18 protein-coding genes are annotated in these 15,100 nt (G+C 37.3%); 5 read left to right on the forward strand and 13 right to left on the reverse strand.

The genetic code is table 11. The annotated features are described in order from the left end of the window. Nucleotides 1-101: 101 nt before the first annotated feature. The 5 genes from F968_RS19240 to rplM form a co-directional block, all read right to left on the reverse strand. On the reverse strand, nucleotides 102-758 hold the full coding sequence (locus tag F968_RS19240) for a hypothetical protein (RefSeq protein ID WP_004796300.1): 657 nt from the start codon (nucleotides 756-758) through the stop codon (nucleotides 102-104). A gap of 17 nt (nucleotides 759-775) precedes the next feature. Further along, on the reverse strand, nucleotides 776-1,210 hold the full coding sequence (locus F968_RS19245; RefSeq protein ID WP_004796302.1) for a ClpXP protease specificity-enhancing factor: 435 nt from the start codon (nucleotides 1,208-1,210) through the stop codon (nucleotides 776-778). A 6-nt stretch (nucleotides 1,211-1,216) separates the two neighbouring features. Further along, a complete protein-coding gene (locus F968_RS19250; protein ID WP_004796304.1) occupies nucleotides 1,217-1,870 on the reverse strand; it encodes a glutathione S-transferase N-terminal domain-containing protein in 654 nt (217 codons plus the stop codon). Between the two features lie 174 nt (nucleotides 1,871-2,044). Next, a complete protein-coding gene (gene rpsI, locus F968_RS19255; protein WP_002048725.1) occupies nucleotides 2,045-2,431 on the reverse strand; it encodes a 30S ribosomal protein S9 in 387 nt (128 codons plus the stop codon). A gap of 12 nt (nucleotides 2,432-2,443) precedes the next feature. Next, nucleotides 2,444-2,872, reverse strand: coding sequence for a 50S ribosomal protein L13 (gene rplM / locus F968_RS19260; protein ID WP_003656097.1), 429 nt, complete (start codon nucleotides 2,870-2,872; stop codon nucleotides 2,444-2,446). Nucleotides 2,873-3,045: 173 nt separating this feature from the next. On the opposite strand from rplM, the gene pdxA reads away from it, so the two are divergent. Genes pdxA through F968_RS19275 form a run of 3 tightly spaced genes read left to right on the forward strand, consistent with a single transcriptional unit; the run spans nucleotide 3,046 to nucleotide 5,705 of the window. Beyond that, entirely contained in the window at nucleotides 3,046-4,029 is a 984-nt protein-coding gene (gene pdxA, locus F968_RS19265) for a 4-hydroxythreonine-4-phosphate dehydrogenase PdxA (RefSeq protein WP_004796307.1), read from the forward strand. Between the two features lie 23 nt (nucleotides 4,030-4,052). After that, nucleotides 4,053-4,865: a 16S rRNA (adenine(1518)-N(6)/adenine(1519)-N(6))-dimethyltransferase RsmA gene (gene rsmA / locus F968_RS19270; protein ID WP_004796309.1), complete on the forward strand. Its 813-nt coding sequence runs from the start codon at nucleotides 4,053-4,055 to the stop codon at nucleotides 4,863-4,865. Further along, nucleotides 4,866-5,705: a symmetrical bis(5'-nucleosyl)-tetraphosphatase gene (locus F968_RS19275; RefSeq protein WP_004796312.1), complete on the forward strand. Its 840-nt coding sequence runs from the start codon at nucleotides 4,866-4,868 to the stop codon at nucleotides 5,703-5,705. A 38-nt stretch (nucleotides 5,706-5,743) separates the two neighbouring features. On the opposite strand, the gene F968_RS19280 is transcribed toward F968_RS19275, so the two are convergent. The 4 genes from F968_RS19280 to hflX all read right to left on the reverse strand — a co-directional run bounded on the left by F968_RS19280 (nucleotide 5,744) and on the right by hflX (nucleotide 8,703). Further along, nucleotides 5,744-6,187, reverse strand: a complete 444-nt coding sequence (locus tag F968_RS19280) for a DUF2147 domain-containing protein (protein WP_004796314.1) — start codon at nucleotides 6,185-6,187, stop codon at nucleotides 5,744-5,746. A gap of 82 nt (nucleotides 6,188-6,269) precedes the next feature. Continuing rightward, nucleotides 6,270-6,944, reverse strand: a complete 675-nt coding sequence (locus F968_RS19285) for an LrgB family protein (protein WP_004796315.1) — start codon at nucleotides 6,942-6,944, stop codon at nucleotides 6,270-6,272. Between the two features lie 10 nt (nucleotides 6,945-6,954). Then, complete coding sequence (locus F968_RS19290; protein ID WP_004796317.1) at nucleotides 6,955-7,326, reverse strand: hypothetical protein; 372 nt, start codon at nucleotides 7,324-7,326, stop codon at nucleotides 6,955-6,957. A 33-nt stretch (nucleotides 7,327-7,359) separates the two neighbouring features. Continuing rightward, nucleotides 7,360-8,703, reverse strand: a complete 1,344-nt coding sequence (hflX, locus tag F968_RS19295) for a ribosome rescue GTPase HflX (protein ID WP_004796318.1) — start codon at nucleotides 8,701-8,703, stop codon at nucleotides 7,360-7,362. 214 nt (nucleotides 8,704-8,917) lie between these two features. Between hflX and F968_RS19300 the strand changes: the two genes are divergently transcribed. Next, nucleotides 8,918-9,727, forward strand: coding sequence for a lysophospholipid acyltransferase family protein (locus tag F968_RS19300; RefSeq protein ID WP_004796320.1), 810 nt, complete (start codon nucleotides 8,918-8,920; stop codon nucleotides 9,725-9,727). Here F968_RS19300 and F968_RS19305 read toward each other — a convergent pair whose 3' ends face one another. Beyond that, a complete protein-coding gene (locus tag F968_RS19305; RefSeq protein ID WP_004796322.1) occupies nucleotides 9,728-11,353 on the reverse strand; it encodes a phospholipase D family protein in 1,626 nt (541 codons plus the stop codon). A gap of 106 nt (nucleotides 11,354-11,459) precedes the next feature. Here F968_RS19305 and F968_RS19310 point away from each other — a divergent pair, with 106 nt between their 5' ends. Continuing rightward, nucleotides 11,460-12,470 carry a metallophosphoesterase gene (locus F968_RS19310; RefSeq protein WP_004796324.1) on the forward strand — a complete coding sequence of 337 codons (1,011 nt, stop codon included), beginning with the start codon at nucleotides 11,460-11,462 and terminating at the stop codon, nucleotides 12,468-12,470. A 51-nt stretch (nucleotides 12,471-12,521) separates the two neighbouring features. Here F968_RS19310 and F968_RS19315 read toward each other — a convergent pair whose 3' ends face one another. From F968_RS19315 to F968_RS19325, 3 genes are read right to left on the reverse strand one after another with little or no spacing between them, the layout of a single operon-like run. Next, the gene (locus F968_RS19315; RefSeq protein WP_004796325.1) at nucleotides 12,522-13,001 is read right to left on the reverse strand and encodes an outer membrane lipoprotein YfiB; all 480 of its coding nucleotides are present in this window, start codon (nucleotides 12,999-13,001) and stop codon (nucleotides 12,522-12,524) included. Nucleotides 13,002-13,015: 14 nt separating this feature from the next. Next, nucleotides 13,016-14,239: a diguanylate cyclase DgcN/YfiN gene (locus F968_RS19320; protein ID WP_004796327.1), complete on the reverse strand. Its 1,224-nt coding sequence runs from the start codon at nucleotides 14,237-14,239 to the stop codon at nucleotides 13,016-13,018. Between the two features lie 5 nt (nucleotides 14,240-14,244). Beyond that, a complete protein-coding gene (locus tag F968_RS19325; protein ID WP_004796328.1) occupies nucleotides 14,245-14,748 on the reverse strand; it encodes a regulatory sequestration protein YfiR in 504 nt (167 codons plus the stop codon). Nucleotides 14,749-15,100 lie beyond the last annotated feature (352 nt).

Consider the following 15,100-nt stretch of genomic DNA (forward strand, 5'->3'; position numbering starts at 1 on the left):
AATTGTAATAGAATATTAATACAATATGGAATAATAAAATATGCTAGTTTTAATCAAAAAATGGGGAATAAATAATTCCCCATTTTATAATACTGATCAAACTAAACGAGCTGTGTATAAATACAATAGAGATAGCCCAAAATTGCTAAAGCAACGACAGGGGCAATAATTTTTGACCATGTAGGTACAAAAATCTCGGCAGCTTGCTCTTCAATATGCAAATCATCATGATGAGGTTGGGCTTGGTGAACCATTTGGTTGAACTCCTTCATTGTTGTATCCAATGATAGCTCTTCTTGTTCCACTGGTTTAGAACCAATTAACTCATTTAGGTGGTTTGTTGACCAAACCCAATCTTCTGCCTGACCTGATAAATGTTCTACTTGGCCTAAGATTAATTCTTTTAAGCCATTATGCCCAAAACCACCTGTTTCATCGAGCTGGTTAAGCTCTGCTAACTGCAAAGTTAAAATTTCAGAAATACTCTGTTCTAGCTCTGAGTTTTTTAAAGCTGACTGATTATGCTTAGATGTTGTTAAATGACGAGCAACTTCTTGAATATAAAGTGGATCTGAAGTTTTGATTTCTTGATAAATCTTATTGTCATCTTGGCGCCATAAACTAATCAGTTTTCCAAGCGTAAGAATATTCACCTCATCAATCAGTTTATTTTTTTCATTAACTGGATATTGATTTAAAAGCTGAGGCTTTTGAATTTTTATCTGCTCAGCAAAGTATTGGACTAAATCAAATGCCATGCTTTCTTCCTCTAAATTTAATCTAAAATTCTTAACGTTGGTTTTTTCTTAGTTGATGTTGTTTCAATTGTTTCTTGTAATTCAGACTCTACTGTATTTTCTACAGGTGCTACATTGGCATATTCTTCAGGATCAAAAAATAAACCTTGTCCATTCTCACGTGCATAAATACCTAGAACAGCTTGAATAGGTACATAAATGTCTTTTGATGCTCCCCCGAAACGAGCAGAAAAAGTAATCGCTTCATTTCCAATAATAAGTTGATGAACAGCATGAGGCACGATGTTTAAAACGATTTGGCCATCTTTAACAAATTGCTGTGGAACATCAGTATGTGGCTGTGTCGCATCTACTAATAGATAAGGAGTAAGTTGGTTATCACAAATCCATTCATAGATTGCACGAGCAAGATAAGGACGTGTAGGGGTTAAATCAATAGTTTGCTCAGACATATCACACTATTCCATATTTAATAGTTCATTGTAACGGTTTTTCTCTTGAGCCGTCATTGATTTAGCAAAAGAAGGTCTCTCAAAGATACGTTTACAATACAAAAGTATTGGTCGGCAATGCTGTTTGGGTAAATCGATTCCCATGCTATTTAATCTTAAGAAGATAGGTGCAAGCATACAGTCCAAAATTGTGAAATTTTCAGACATAAAATAGGGAAAATGCTGAAATAGAGGAGTAAGTGAAATTAAAGTTTCACGTAATTCTTTTTGAGCTTTTTGCTTTTGTTCTATATTTAAAGAATCAGTATGTTTTAACATATGATCTGCTAACTTGAACCAGTCATTTTCAAGTCTCCAGATATATTGACGCTGCTCTGCACGCATCATTGGAGCATCTGCGTAAAGCTTACTTTGGCGATAACGATCATCTAAATACTCAGCAATAATAGGCGCTGAAAATAATTTAAGATTTTGCTCGACCAACATCGGCAATTGGTTATAAGGATTCAAACTTGCCAAATCTTCGTCTTCATGGTCAGTTATGATCAATTGATATTTGATTTGCTTTTCTGCTAATAGAAAACGAATCCAGTGAGAACGGAAATCATCAGCATGACTGTAAAGGGTAATCCCCTGAATAGAGGTGTTTTCGACCGACATATCACAAGACGACGTGGTTGAGTGAATCGATTAGGATACTAAAAATACTCTAGGAAATCACGGTTCTAAAGAGATAGTTTGTTTATATTTATAAGTTTGCATTTTATTGTTCGATTTTCTTAATAAAAAAGCCTTGGAAAAATCCAAGGCTTTTTGTCCAACTCGATAAACGAATTAACGTTTAGAGAATTGAGGACGCTTACGAGCTTTACGTAAACCAAGTTTCTTACGTTCAACTTCACGAGCATCACGAGTAACGAAACCAGCTTGACGAAGAACAGGTTTTAAAGTTTCGTCAGCAGCGATAAGCGCACGAGTAATACCGTGACGGATCGCGCCAGCTTGACCACCGATACCACCACCTTTAACAGTGATGTAAAGGTCAAACTTTTCAGTAACTTCTAAAAGTTCTAAAGGTTGACGAACAACCATACGAGCAGTTTCACGACCGAAATATTGCTCTAAAGTACGGTTGTTAATAACGAGTTTGCCTGTACCAGCAGACAAGAAAACACGTGCAGTTGCGGTCTTACGGCGACCTGTACCATAATTAGTAGCCATGTGCTGTATCCCTTAGATGTCCAAAACTTGTGGCTGTTGAGCAGCATGCGGATGCTCAGTACCAGCGTACACTTTCATTTTTTTGATCATTGCATAACCAAGAGGACCTTTTGGTAACATGCCTTTAACTGCTTTTTCAAGAACAGCTTCAGGCTTGTGAGCAATTAACTTCTCGAAGTTAGTCTCACGGATACCACCAGGGAAACCAGTATGGCGATAATATTTCTTATCAAGCGCTTTTTTACCAGTCACTTGAACTTGTTCAGCATTAATCACAACGATGTAATCGCCAGTGTCAACGTGAGGAGTATAAGAAGTTTTGTGCTTACCGCGTAAACGACGAGCGATTTCAGTCGCAAGGCGACCTAAAGTTTTGCCAGAAGCATCAACAACATACCAGTCATGTTGAACTTCAGCTGGCTTAGCGCTGAGAGTTTTCATTAAACCACTACCTATTATAGTTGGTTTGGACTATGGAATCTGTCCAAACAAAAGGAGCGAGCATTCTAAACGAGTTTGTTCAAAGTCACAAGAAAAATCCAGTTTAAGCCACATAATTTAATCCATAAACCGATGAATGTGGGATATGTTAAAATCAAACAAATTTTAGTTATGTGTCTGGGGTGATTGTGCTGCCTTTATATGTCACTTCCGGTGAGCCGGCTGGTATTGGTCCAGATATTTGCTTGAGCTTGGCTCAGCGAGTTGATGAACGTCCTGTTGTTGTTTTGGGTGACCAAAATTTATTAGAACAACGTGCCCAGAAACTAGGGGTAGATATTCAATTAATAGAATATACGGGACAAGCTGAATCATCGTCTTCTGGTGAGCTTTATATAGAGCATGTACCTTTAGAAACGGTGGTTGTTGATGGCCAATTAAATTCAGCTAATGCGGCTTATGTATTAGAACAATTACGCCGTTCAGCTGATTATGCAATGTCTGGCAAAAGTGTCGGGGTAGCTACGGCACCAGTGCAAAAATCGGTCATTAATGATGCAGGCATTTTGTTTAGTGGTCACACTGAATACTATCAAGAATTTGCAGGGGTTGAGCGCGTTGTCATGATGCTTGCAACCAAGACTCTGCGTGTTGCTTTAGCGACTACACATTTGCCTTTAAGGGATGTTGCCGATGCAATTACCAAAGAGCGTTTACATCAAGTCATTGATATTTTAATACATGATTTAAAAACTAAATTTAAGATTGTTGATCCGCGCATCTTGGTGTGTGGCTTAAATCCTCATGCGGGGGAAGATGGTTATTTGGGCCGTGAAGAGATTGATACCATTAATCCGGTACTCGAAACTTATCGAGCGCAAGGAATTAAAATGAGCCTAAGTTTGCCTGCGGATACCTTATTTACCCCTGAGCATCTTAAAAATGCTGATGCTGTACTCGCTATGTACCATGATCAAGGTTTACCTGTGTTAAAATCACAAGGGTTTGGTGAGGCCATCAATATTACATTGGGTTTGCCATTCATCCGAACCTCGGTCGATCATGGCACGGCATTGTCTTTGGCTGGGACTGGTTTGGCAAAAAGCTCAAGTTTAAATGTCGCTGTCGATTTAGCGTTATCTTTGGCAGCGAGCTAAATTTTTCATGTTGGAAATGTTATATGTATCAAATTAATGCCCTAAACCCGAAAGATGAAGGGCATAAAGCTCGTAAACGTTTTGGTCAAAACTTCTTACATGATCAGCGAGTCATTGCCAAAATCGTGCGCTCGGTGAATCCGCGTGCGGGTGAAAATGTTGTTGAAATTGGACCTGGTTTGGCTGCTTTAACTTCTCCTTTAATTGGAGAGTGTGATGCATTAACAGTGGTTGAGCTAGATCGTGATTTAGCGGCAGGCTTACCAGAACGTGTTCCGCATCCTGAACGTTTAACTATTATTGAAGCTGATGCATTAAAATATGACTTTAACGAACTGGTAAAAGATGGTCGACCATTACGTGTGGTTGGTAATTTACCTTATAACATTTCAACTCCATTACTTTTCCATCTCTTGGAATTTGGCAGTAAAGTTAAAGACATGCACTTTATGCTGCAAAAAGAGGTGGTTGAACGTATTACTGCCGAACCAAACACAAAAGAATATGGACGCTTGTCGGTAATGATTCAATATTATTGCCAACCTACGTTTTTATTTGAAGTGCCAGCTGGTGCATTTAATCCGCCACCTAAAGTGACGAGTGCTGTTTTTCGCCTTGTTCCATATGAACAAAAACCAATTGTTGCAAAAGATGAAAAAGCTTTAGCTCGTTTGGTTGCTCATGTATTTACCCAACGCCGTAAAACCCTAAGAAATAGTCTAAAAGGAATGATTGCTGAAGATGGCTTTGAAAAAGCAGGCGTTGATCCAATGGCTCGTCCAGAAACGTTAACACTTGCTCAATTTGTTGCTTTAGCTGATCAAATGGTGGCATAAATGACTAAACGTTTTAATTATGTGATTGGCGATGTACAAGGGTGTTTTGAAGCTCTTAAAGCCTTACTTAAAGAAATACGTTTTGATCCAGACCAAGATTTTTTATGGTTTGCTGGTGATTTGGTCGCTCGTGGCGAAAACTCAGTAGGTGCCTTACGTTTTGTTAAAAAACTTGCTGATCGCGGAGCAGCTGCAACTGTACTTGGTAATCATGATCTGACTTTAGTTGCTGGTGCGCGTGGTTTAAAAGAGATTAAAGAAAAGGATCGCACGCAGGATGTTATTGATGCAATTGATGGCGATGAGTTAATCGATTGGTTGCGTAAACAACCTTTATGTTTATTCCCGAACGAGCACACAATTCTTACACATGCAGGTATACCTTGTATTTGGGATGCACAAAAGACTGCAACGCTTGCAAAAGAAGTTGAGGCAGTACTCTCACATCAAGACTTATCTGTATTGGACGCTTTTTTGGCAGAAATGTATGGTTCAAAACCAGATTTGTGGGAAGACGACTTAATGGGTTCAGCTCGTTTACGTTGTATTACTAATTATTTGACCCGCATGCGTTTAACCAATGCAGAAGGGGCTTTAGAGTTCAGTTTTAAAGATGCTCTAGATGCGCCAATGCCAGAAGGTTATTTACCTTGGTTTGAATTTCCGAGCAAAGCGGCACAAACTCATCAAATTATTTTTGGTCATTGGGCTGCGCTCGAGGGCAGAACCATTAATGATCAGATTCAGAATATTGATGGTGGCTGTGTTTGGGGCAGAAAATTAATGGCTTATCGCCTTGAAGACAAAGAAATCTTTGCTGTTGAAAATCCAGTGATGTAATAAAAAAGCCGCATAAGCGGCTTTTTTATTTTTAACTTTTATTCTACGCGTAACCAAATTTGGTTACGGCCTAATGCTGAAACGCCAAGATATCCACGCATATGAAGACGTTTACCAGTTGCACTGAGTTTTGCTTTAAGCCCGTAAACTTTACCAGTATTAGGATCTAAAATTTTCCCACCTGTATAATTAAGATCATCTGTTTGTTTTAAGCCAGTTGCAATATCCAATCCTATAATTGGTTTATTGGTATACGGCGAAGGGCAGTTATCACAAATCTCTTTAGGAGTATAACCTGGGCGTGGTGTAACTTTGATAATCTTTCCGGCATATGTCCCATTTGCTTCTTTTCGTATTTCTACCTGTGCTTTGGGAGCACCAGTTTTATCATCAATTGTTTGCCAAAGACCTGTAATGTCTGCTGCAAATGTAGCAGTGTTGATCCCCAGTAAGAGCAGAGCTCCAATAAAAATTTTCCCCATGATTAAAAATCCTTTTAACATTGAAAGGTCATCTTATTTCGAATTGATATACCGTTCAATGTTTATTTAATAGGCTTCTTAATTATGGTGTGCCAAGTGACAACATTAATGTTGGCAGCCAAATTGCAGTAAATACGCCGTTTAAAGCCATACCAAATGCAGCGTAGCGACCTGCAACAGGTCCGCGTTGCCAAGCTTGCGCTGTTCCTATGGCATGTGCAGCTAAACCTAAGGCTAATCCAGATGCTCTTTCATCATGAATATGTTTAAGTAAAAATGGTGAAAAAGCTGCTCCAATAACGCCAGATAAAATAACAATAAGCGTTACCAGCGTTTCAGGAGCATGCAATAACGTTGCGATATTTAAGGCGATTGGGGTGGTCACCGCGCGGGTTGCAAATGCAAGAATGGTAGGTTCAGACATATGTAACAAGTAAGCGAGACCCATGGGCAAAGCAACGGCGCTAATACTTGCAAAAAGTAAAATCCCAATGACTGATTTAATTGGTAGATCATCGTAACGCATTGCAGCTAAAGGAATAGCTAAGGCTACTGTGACATAACCTAATAGATGACCAAATAAGTCATTTACATAAAGGCGATATTGTTCATAAGGAACTTGTAAAATTGAAAGCAATGCAATGACAATGAACATGCCGAAAACTAAAAGTGGAACTTGTGGAAAGCGTCGGTTTAAAGGTTTTGCACATAGATAACCAATAAGTGTGATCAAAAAACCGTAGAAAATCGTAAACATTTTATTCTCCTTATAACCAACGTTTTGCCATTTTTGCATAGACCCACAAAGGTATAAGGGTGCTGACCACTAAAACAAAAAGGAATAGTGGAATTTCTTTACCCATATGCACCAACATGATTAAGGAGCCAGCACAAACAGGTAAAAAAGCAAAACCACTTTCTTTCATGATTTTATTATTCGTATCGACTATTCGGAGTGGGATTTTTTTGAACTTTCTCCAAATAATCAAAACAGTGAGTAAGCTGATTAACCCGACCAGATTACCTAATTCTGGATGACCAAAAGCACGCATGACGATGACAGAGCCTTCACGAAAACTAATAATGAGTAGTAATGTTGCTACCCATGCTGTCCAGTCTATACTTTTGATCTTATCCATATTTTTTATCTCTAAAAGTTTACTTATCGAGTTTTAACTGATCTCGCCCTTGATTTCAAACTCTTCCAATGGTCGCTTAAATTGATTAGCACGTTCTCCCAAGATTTCTTCTAAGGGCAGTTTTGCTTGGCGAATAAGCTTTTCCAGCTTATGTGGTGCAATACGTACATCAATATGTAATAAGCCTGCATCATCGTAGTGTTCAGACTCAATTACATTTAAGGCATAAAGCTGTGTACGAAATTTGCCATAAGCAGGTTTAAGAATCAGAGAAAACTTTTGAATTTGCCCCATTAAACATTCTTGTACTGCTTTTTGAAGTAACTCTAAACCAAGACCAGCGTGAGCAGAAACATAAACTCGATCTGGTACATGGGGTTCGGCATAAACAATTTTGGCTTCTTCACCACTCAGGTCAATTTTGTTGTATACCCGAAGTACTGGAGCATCTGCACCAATCTCTTTTAAAACGCTTTCAACTGCTTCAATTTGATCAAGCATGTCATGGCTATTACTATCAATGACATGTAGTAAAAGCGTGGCTTCTAGGGTTTCTTCAAGTGTTGCTTTGAAAGATTCAATTAAATCGTGCTGTAAGTTTCGTACAAAACCTACCGTATCTGCGAGCACTACAGTACCAATACCATCCCATTCCAAACGGCGTAATGTTGGGTCGAGTGTTGCAAACAGTTGATCGGCTGCATAGACATCACTTTTCGCTAAAATATTAAATAGAGTCGATTTGCCAGCATTGGTATAGCCTACTAACGACACAGTTGGAATGGCTGCCTTTTGTCTTGCAGCACGCCCTTGTATACGGGTTTGATGTACCTTTTCTAATTTATCTTTTAATTGAGCAATACGTACACGAATGAGACGACGATCTGTTTCTAGTTGTGTTTCACCGGGACCACGTAAGCCAATACCACCTTTTTGTTGTTCAAAGTCGGCTGACCAACCACGAATAAGACGGGTAGATAAATGTTTAAGCTGTGCAAGTTCCACTTGTAATTTACCTTCATGCGTACGGGCACGCAGGGCAAAAATATCTAAAATTAATCCTGTACGATCAATGACTCGGCATTTTAATATTCTTTCTAAATTTCGTTCTTGAGCGGGTGACAAAGCATGGTCAAAAATCACCAGACTTGCTTCTAGTTCCTGAACTCGCTCTGCAATTTCTTCGACTTTTCCTGAACCAATAAAAAATTTAGGATTGGGTTTATTTCGCTGAACCTTAATATGTTCAAGGATATCTGCACCAGCAGACTGTGCAAGTAGAGCAAACTCTTCGGCATCCAGATCATCTAATAATTGTACTGAAACACTCACTAAAATTGTGCGTTCACCGCCTTGATGCCGATCAACATATTCCACGTGGTTGTAAATCCTGAAAATGGGAAAACTTTATTCTAGATGAAACTTATGCAAAAGGGGAAAGCGTTTGTTCTTATCCTTTAGATTAGTTAAATGCTGTTAGAGGTGTCTGAATTTATTTTTTTCCCATTCTCTATCATCAATGCAAGTTTATTCTGAAACGTATAGAATGCTCGAGATGGGTATAACAATGATTGATCGTTAGTGAAATTTTATGGCTCAAACGCAAAGTATAGTTAATTCAACGTTAAAGAAATTATCAAAAATAGGTTTGTACGGAAAAAAAGTCACTTCGGCTACCGCTGCAATTAGTGAAGGTTTTTATTTAGTTTATCGACACGGCCTTTATAAAGATCCTAATAATCTGGTCAATACACGCTATGTTCAATATTTTTGCCGCCGTTTATGTCAGGTTTTCAACTTAGATGTAGAAGTACACGGAACAATTCCTAGAGAACCTGCTTTATGGGTAAGTAATCATATTTCTTGGCTCGATGTTGCTGTTTTAGGTTCAGGAGCTCGTGTTTTCTTTCTTGCTAAAGCTGAAATTGAAAATTGGCCTATTTTAGGCAATCTAGCTAAAGGTGGCGGCACTTTATTTATTAAGCGTGGATCTGGTGATTCCGTTAAAATTCGTGAGCAGATTACCGAATTCTTAAAACAAAATATTCCTGTACTGTTTTTTCCTGAAGCGACCACTACAGATGGACATTCCGTTAAGAAAGTACATGGTCGTTTGCTCGGTGCTGCCATTGAGGCTCAACGCCCAGTACAGGTATGTTTAATTTGTTATGTAAACCGTCATGGACAATTAGATACAGTTGCGCCATTCATTGGCGACATGTCATTTGCTGAACATATTCAACGCGTACTTGAAATGCCAAAAGTAACTGCTCATCTATTAACTTTACCTCCAATTTCAGTGGAAGGGCATGATGTGAAGAGTTTAACGCGTGAAGTTCAAGAAAAAATGGTAGAAGGTTTGGCTCAACTACATCAAAAAGTACTTAAGCCAAAAAATTAATTACATAAAGCCTTCAAGTGGCAGCCATGAAAGAAATTTCATGCCTGCTTTTTGCCACCACTTCATCTCGGGTTCTTGTTTATAAATTAAAGGGCCATTAGGCGTTTCTTGCTGCCAATAAATATGATTGTTAGCGTCGAGCTTTAACTTATAAGCATATTTATTTAAATTTTCGTCCATTGTATGGTGAATTGTCTTAGCCAATGACGGGCTATCTAAAATTACGCCAATTTCAGTATTTAAATAAGCTGAGCGTGGATCAAAATTAAATGAGCCAATAAAAACCTGTTCATCTAATGCCATCAGTTTAGTATGTAAGCTTGAGCGGCTTAACCCTTTCATGTTTACTTTTGCTTTAGTGGCAAGCTCATCTGTATTTTTATTTAAATCTCTTTTATCTGGTGTAGGTAAAAACTCATAAAGTTGTACGCCGTTTTTAAGCAGTTCTTTACGGTACTTTCCATAAAATGCATGTACAACAGCAACATCATTTGCTTTAAACGAGTTAGTTAGAACGCGTACTTCCACACCTTCTTTAGCAAGCGTGCTTAAAATTTTAGCGCCTTGTTTTTCAGGAATAAAATAAGCTGAAATTAAATCTACATTACTTTCTGGTTTTTCCAGATGGTTAATTAACTGGAAATTTAAGTGCTCTTCTTTTTTTGCCTTCGATTTAATTTTATCAGGCGAGTCTTTTACGACTTCTGCTTTAACCCAGTCGAATTGAATATTGTGATTTAACCATTTATCAAATGCATGTGATTTTGCAGTTAAATTTAAAAAGTTTTGAACAGTTGCTTGTTGGTAGTGAGCTTCGAGTTGCTCTTTTAATCCTTCATAGCGTAAACGGTGCTGCTCTGGACTTACAATACTTTGAACTGAATAGGCGTATTCATGATTCCAGTAGTCATCAAAAGAATTCACAATGTCATCAACAGCAGCACCGACCAACATTACGTCAACATCAGAAAATTGATAGCTATCGCTTACATTATAATATTGATTGGTCATGTTACGTCCGCCAATAAGAGCAACCTCATTGTCGGCAATAAAACTTTTATTGTGCATGCGACGATTGATACGTTTTAAATCAAGCACCATATCCATCGCACGATATTTGCGGAAACGGTAGGGGTTAAAAAGCTTAACTTCAATATTTTTGTGCTGAGAAAGGGCGAGTAAAATCCCTTCCATTTTTTTTGCATTATTGTCATCAATAAGAAGTCGGACTTTTACCCCGCGATCAGCTGCTCGAATAATGGCATGTAAAGCTAAAGCTCCAACTTTGTCATTATCCCAAATGTAATATTGTAAATCTAAAGTCTTTTCAGCTTTATCAATTAATCTTAGGCGGGCTGCTAGAGCCTCCAATGGATCATTTAAGACGTGGTAACCCGTTAGCTTTGGGTTTTGCTGACGTAAGGGAGTAATAATTTGAGCAAGTGAAGTCTCTGATGTATCGATATCATTTGCATATTCTAATGGCTCAACACCATGTTTTGGCAGAGTACTACATCCTGTCAAACCCACAGCAAAACTAGAACATAGGACTATAGAGGCTTTTATCAAAAAGCTTCTAGCTTGTTGATTCGTTTGAAGCTGTTTGGAATGAGAGGATTGTGCCATAATCAGTACATACGATAACGTGAGCTAGAGTATAATTCGTGCATATTGAAAGATAAATATTGAATTTGATTACTAGCAATCAATAGAAGATAAGTCGAGAGTCGTAATGTGGAATCCAAATTCAATTATTTTTTGTTTTTACTTTATTTTTTCAATACTTGCTCTATGGGGAATTTCTGAGGCTTGGATTCATCAATCTCGGACCGAGACGATTCATCCATTTAAAGCTTTTGTGCATTTACTCGCATTTTATCTCTCTTATCTACTTATTCCTCTCTGGTTTTTTAATTTATATGCTGCTTGGATTGGTTACTACTCAATTCATCAAGGTATTTTTATCTTTTTCTTAAGTGGTGTTTTAATTTATGCCCGATTTATTGAGCCTCATCTAGTCCGTGTCGATACTCATCAATATCGCTTAAATCCAGATCGTAGTTTTAATAAGCCAGTCAAAGTAGCCCTAATTGCAGATTTACATATTGGTTTATTTTCAGGACATGAACGTCAGCTTAAAACGATAGTTAGAAAATTAAATGAGCAGCAACCTGATTTAGTCGTAGTCGCTGGTGACTGGACATATGAACCAGAAGATAGACTAATTGAAGAGTTAAGTGTTTTAAAAGAAATTCAGGCGCCTGTTTACTCTGTTCCTGGAAATCATGATGAGCAATATCCTGGCCCACCGATTCAACAATTATTAAAAGATGCTTTATTTTATAATGAAGTTGTTGATATCGAAGGAAAGATCGTTGATTTTGAAGAGTTTCGTCTGATTGGTATTGGTGATCTTTGGGCTGGAAAAACCGATATGCGTTCCATGCCAGATTTACCCCAAGACAAACCTTGGTTAATTTTGTCTCATAATCCAGATACGGTCGATATGGTGCCTAAATTACCGAATCGTCCATTAATGTTATCAGGACACACACATGGAGGGCAGGTGGAGCTCCCATGGCTGACTAACTATATTATGAAAAAAGTATCAATTTTAGGTCACAAACGTGGATTTTACTCTCACGAACATGCAGATGTCTTTGTTACCGTTGGCACAGGAATGGTCGGAATTCCTTTACGTTTTAGAGTGCCGCCAACCATTGATATTATTGAGTTAGTTTAAAATAAAAAAGCCAATCACAGAGGATTGGCTTTTTTTATGAATTAAACTTACTTATGGAATAACAACAATAGCAACACGTCTGTTAATCGCACGATTTTCATTGGTTGTATTTGGAACATAAGGTTGCGTTGAACCACGACCAATCACGTAGATATTTTCTTTCTTAAATCCACGAGCTAAGAAAAGGTTTGCTACACTTTGCGCACGCTCTTCAGACAGCTTTTGATTATAAGCAGCATCGCCAACATCATCAGTATGACCTACAATTTTTAATTTATTTAGGTCATATTTATTCAATTGATTTGCTAGACGTACTAACTCTGCCTCATGACTTTGTTTTAACTCTGCATTATTAAAGTCAAATAACAAACGTTCTGGTAAACCTAAAGTCCATCCTTCATCAGTAAGAACGAAACCTTCTTTTTTGAGCAATTTTACCTGACGATATTTTAATGGACCAAAACTCAGGCACCCTGCAAGAGTAATGCATAACAATGCAATAAAGGAGAGTTTTAGAGATCTTGTATTCATAGATTAGCCTAAATTTAATTTTCAGGTTTATAGATAAACCAGTGTTCATCCGAAGTTTTAGCCTTATACATTGCTTGGTCTGCTTGCATAATGAAATCTTCGGGGCTAGATGCAAATTGTGATAAAGCAATACCTACACTAAAACTGAAGTAAATCGTTTGACCATTCAGATGCAAAGGTTCTTTACAGCTTTCGAGTAAATTTTCAGCAATAGATATTAAATGATCAGCATGACTAATGGAATGCAAAATGACAGCAAATTCGTCGCCGCCTAATCGTGCAATAAAATCTTGATGACGTAGACGAGTTTGCAGACGATTCGCCATTTCTTTTAAAACTTCATCTCCAGCTAAATGGCCAAACTGATCATTAATTGCTTTGAAGTTATTGTTATCTATAAATAATAATGCAGACTTGTTATCAAAACCCTTATCTTCAAACATGTCTAAGAGAATCTGATAAAAATAATGTCTATTAGGCAATAAAGTGAGTTGATCATGGTGAGCCTGAAAGGATAATTTACGATTTTCCTTTTGTAGCTGGTTATCCCATATCTGAATTTCTTCAAGTAACTCATTAAAAACGGTATTTAAATCTTGAAATTCTTTAATTCGATTATAGGGAAAACGAAGATTATAAGCTTTTTGTTCACTTACAATTTGAGCAATATTCGTAAGTGGATAAATAGCCTGCATAATTTGACGATAAGTTAAATTTACTGACCACCACAAAGCGCAAACAATAAACAACATCGCAATTGCCAGCCCTACCATAATCATTTTGAGGAACTGCAATATTTTTTCGGAACTACCAAAAAGCGTGAGTTCACCTACATTTTGCTCGTGGTGATAAATTGTAAGATGAACGGGTTCATTCAGAAACCAATGATCAAACCAGCCCTCTAAAATTGAAGTCTGACTTGATAATTTAAAGCTTTGTGCAATTAAATGATGTTCTGAATCATAAATATGAATAGTACGAATTGAATGGTCATTCGTATATTCATTCAAAATTTGCTCAATCGTAATTTTGTCATTAAATACAACTGCAGGCTGAATCCGCTCTAGTAGCGTATGGCTAAGCAATTGCAAATTTTGTTTGGCGTAAGTTTCCATTGTAAAAACAGAAATCGATACAAACGTAAAAGAGCAGATAAAGAAAGTAATTGCAAAAATAGTAAATTGAGATTTTCTAAATAATGCATGCAATGAAGTGGACTGATACAACTTTGATATCATAATCCTTACTCCGCATTCTTAGCCAAGAGCAATACTCTCGGATCAATATGAACTTTGGAGTGACTTAAAGCATCTAAATTAACTTTAAAGGTAGTGTAATTATTTTGATTATATAAACAAAAAATACTTCCAATTTCGCACTCTGGATTATTAATGCTTAAAGAAAGTAACGAACGGTAAGGATAGTTCTGAATAAGGCTTTGTTGTTGTTGGGGCGAAGTCGTAGAAAAATAAACAGCCTGACAATGTGACCGAGCAAAATCTTTCGCGTTTACAGTTTGAACACGATAATTATAAGACATTTGCTGGATATAAGATTGAAACGTAGATGTAATAGAGGGATTATCAATAATACAAAGAGTAGGAGTATTTACATTCTCCCACTTACTGTAGCTTAGAATAGATAAAGTAAGCACATAGAAGTTATGTTTTGAATTGGCATAACACGGCCCACTCGTAGCAAACACTACAAGTATGCAAACAAATACTTTTTTAGCGAACTGCCACATGGTGAGTTAATGCCAAACTATTGCACGAATAATCTATTCTACATGAAGTTGATAAAGTAAAAAAAGTTTAATATCTCATCTAAAGTTGACCAAAAAGGCTAAAAAACGAACATGTAGTAATGTTAAATTAAAAAAGGGGTTGCCAAAGGTTTTTAATGGTCTATAATGCACATCCATCGGCGGTGATGCAGATAAGAACTTGTTGAAAAACAGTTACTTGGAATTAGATTGGTTGCTTTAAGTGATGAATTTGATGAGAAGTTGGTTTTGAGAATAAGTTTTAAAAATATCGAAATTACCTGTTGACTTTTAAGAGATTAAGAGTAATATAGCCGACCTAGCTTGCTGGTGA

The sequence above is a fragment of the Acinetobacter sp. NIPH 817 genome, assembly GCF_000368405.1.
Classification (GTDB): domain Bacteria; phylum Pseudomonadota; class Gammaproteobacteria; order Pseudomonadales; family Moraxellaceae; genus Acinetobacter.

What these genes read in the sequence shown, in the direction of transcription:
- F968_RS19240 (WP_004796300.1), bottom strand. Translation starts at nt 758, where the DNA reads ATGGCATTTGATTTAGTCCAATACTTTGCTGAGCAGATAAAAATTCAA.
- F968_RS19245 (WP_004796302.1), bottom strand. Translation starts at nt 1,210, where the DNA reads ATGTCTGAGCAAACTATTGATTTAACCCCTACACGTCCTTATCTTGCT.
- F968_RS19250 (WP_004796304.1), bottom strand. Translation starts at nt 1,870, where the DNA reads ATGTCGGTCGAAAACACCTCTATTCAGGGGATTACCCTTTACAGTCAT.
- rpsI (WP_002048725.1), bottom strand. Translation starts at nt 2,431, where the DNA reads ATGGCTACTAATTATGGTACAGGTCGCCGTAAGACCGCAACTGCACGT.
- rplM (WP_003656097.1), bottom strand. Translation starts at nt 2,872, where the DNA reads ATGAAAACTCTCAGCGCTAAGCCAGCTGAAGTTCAACATGACTGGTAT.
- rsmA (WP_004796309.1), top strand. Translation starts at nt 4,053, where the DNA reads ATGTATCAAATTAATGCCCTAAACCCGAAAGATGAAGGGCATAAAGCT.
- F968_RS19275 (WP_004796312.1), top strand. Translation starts at nt 4,866, where the DNA reads ATGACTAAACGTTTTAATTATGTGATTGGCGATGTACAAGGGTGTTTT.
- F968_RS19280 (WP_004796314.1), bottom strand. Translation starts at nt 6,187, where the DNA reads ATGGGGAAAATTTTTATTGGAGCTCTGCTCTTACTGGGGATCAACACT.
- F968_RS19285 (WP_004796315.1), bottom strand. Translation starts at nt 6,944, where the DNA reads ATGTTTACGATTTTCTACGGTTTTTTGATCACACTTATTGGTTATCTA.
- F968_RS19290 (WP_004796317.1), bottom strand. Translation starts at nt 7,326, where the DNA reads ATGGATAAGATCAAAAGTATAGACTGGACAGCATGGGTAGCAACATTA.
- F968_RS19300 (WP_004796320.1), top strand. Translation starts at nt 8,918, where the DNA reads ATGGCTCAAACGCAAAGTATAGTTAATTCAACGTTAAAGAAATTATCA.
- F968_RS19305 (WP_004796322.1), bottom strand. Translation starts at nt 11,353, where the DNA reads ATGGCACAATCCTCTCATTCCAAACAGCTTCAAACGAATCAACAAGCT.
- F968_RS19310 (WP_004796324.1), top strand. Translation starts at nt 11,460, where the DNA reads ATGTGGAATCCAAATTCAATTATTTTTTGTTTTTACTTTATTTTTTCA.
- F968_RS19315 (WP_004796325.1), bottom strand. Translation starts at nt 13,001, where the DNA reads ATGAATACAAGATCTCTAAAACTCTCCTTTATTGCATTGTTATGCATT.
- F968_RS19320 (WP_004796327.1), bottom strand. Translation starts at nt 14,239, where the DNA reads ATGATATCAAAGTTGTATCAGTCCACTTCATTGCATGCATTATTTAGA.
- F968_RS19325 (WP_004796328.1), bottom strand. Translation starts at nt 14,748, where the DNA reads ATGTGGCAGTTCGCTAAAAAAGTATTTGTTTGCATACTTGTAGTGTTT.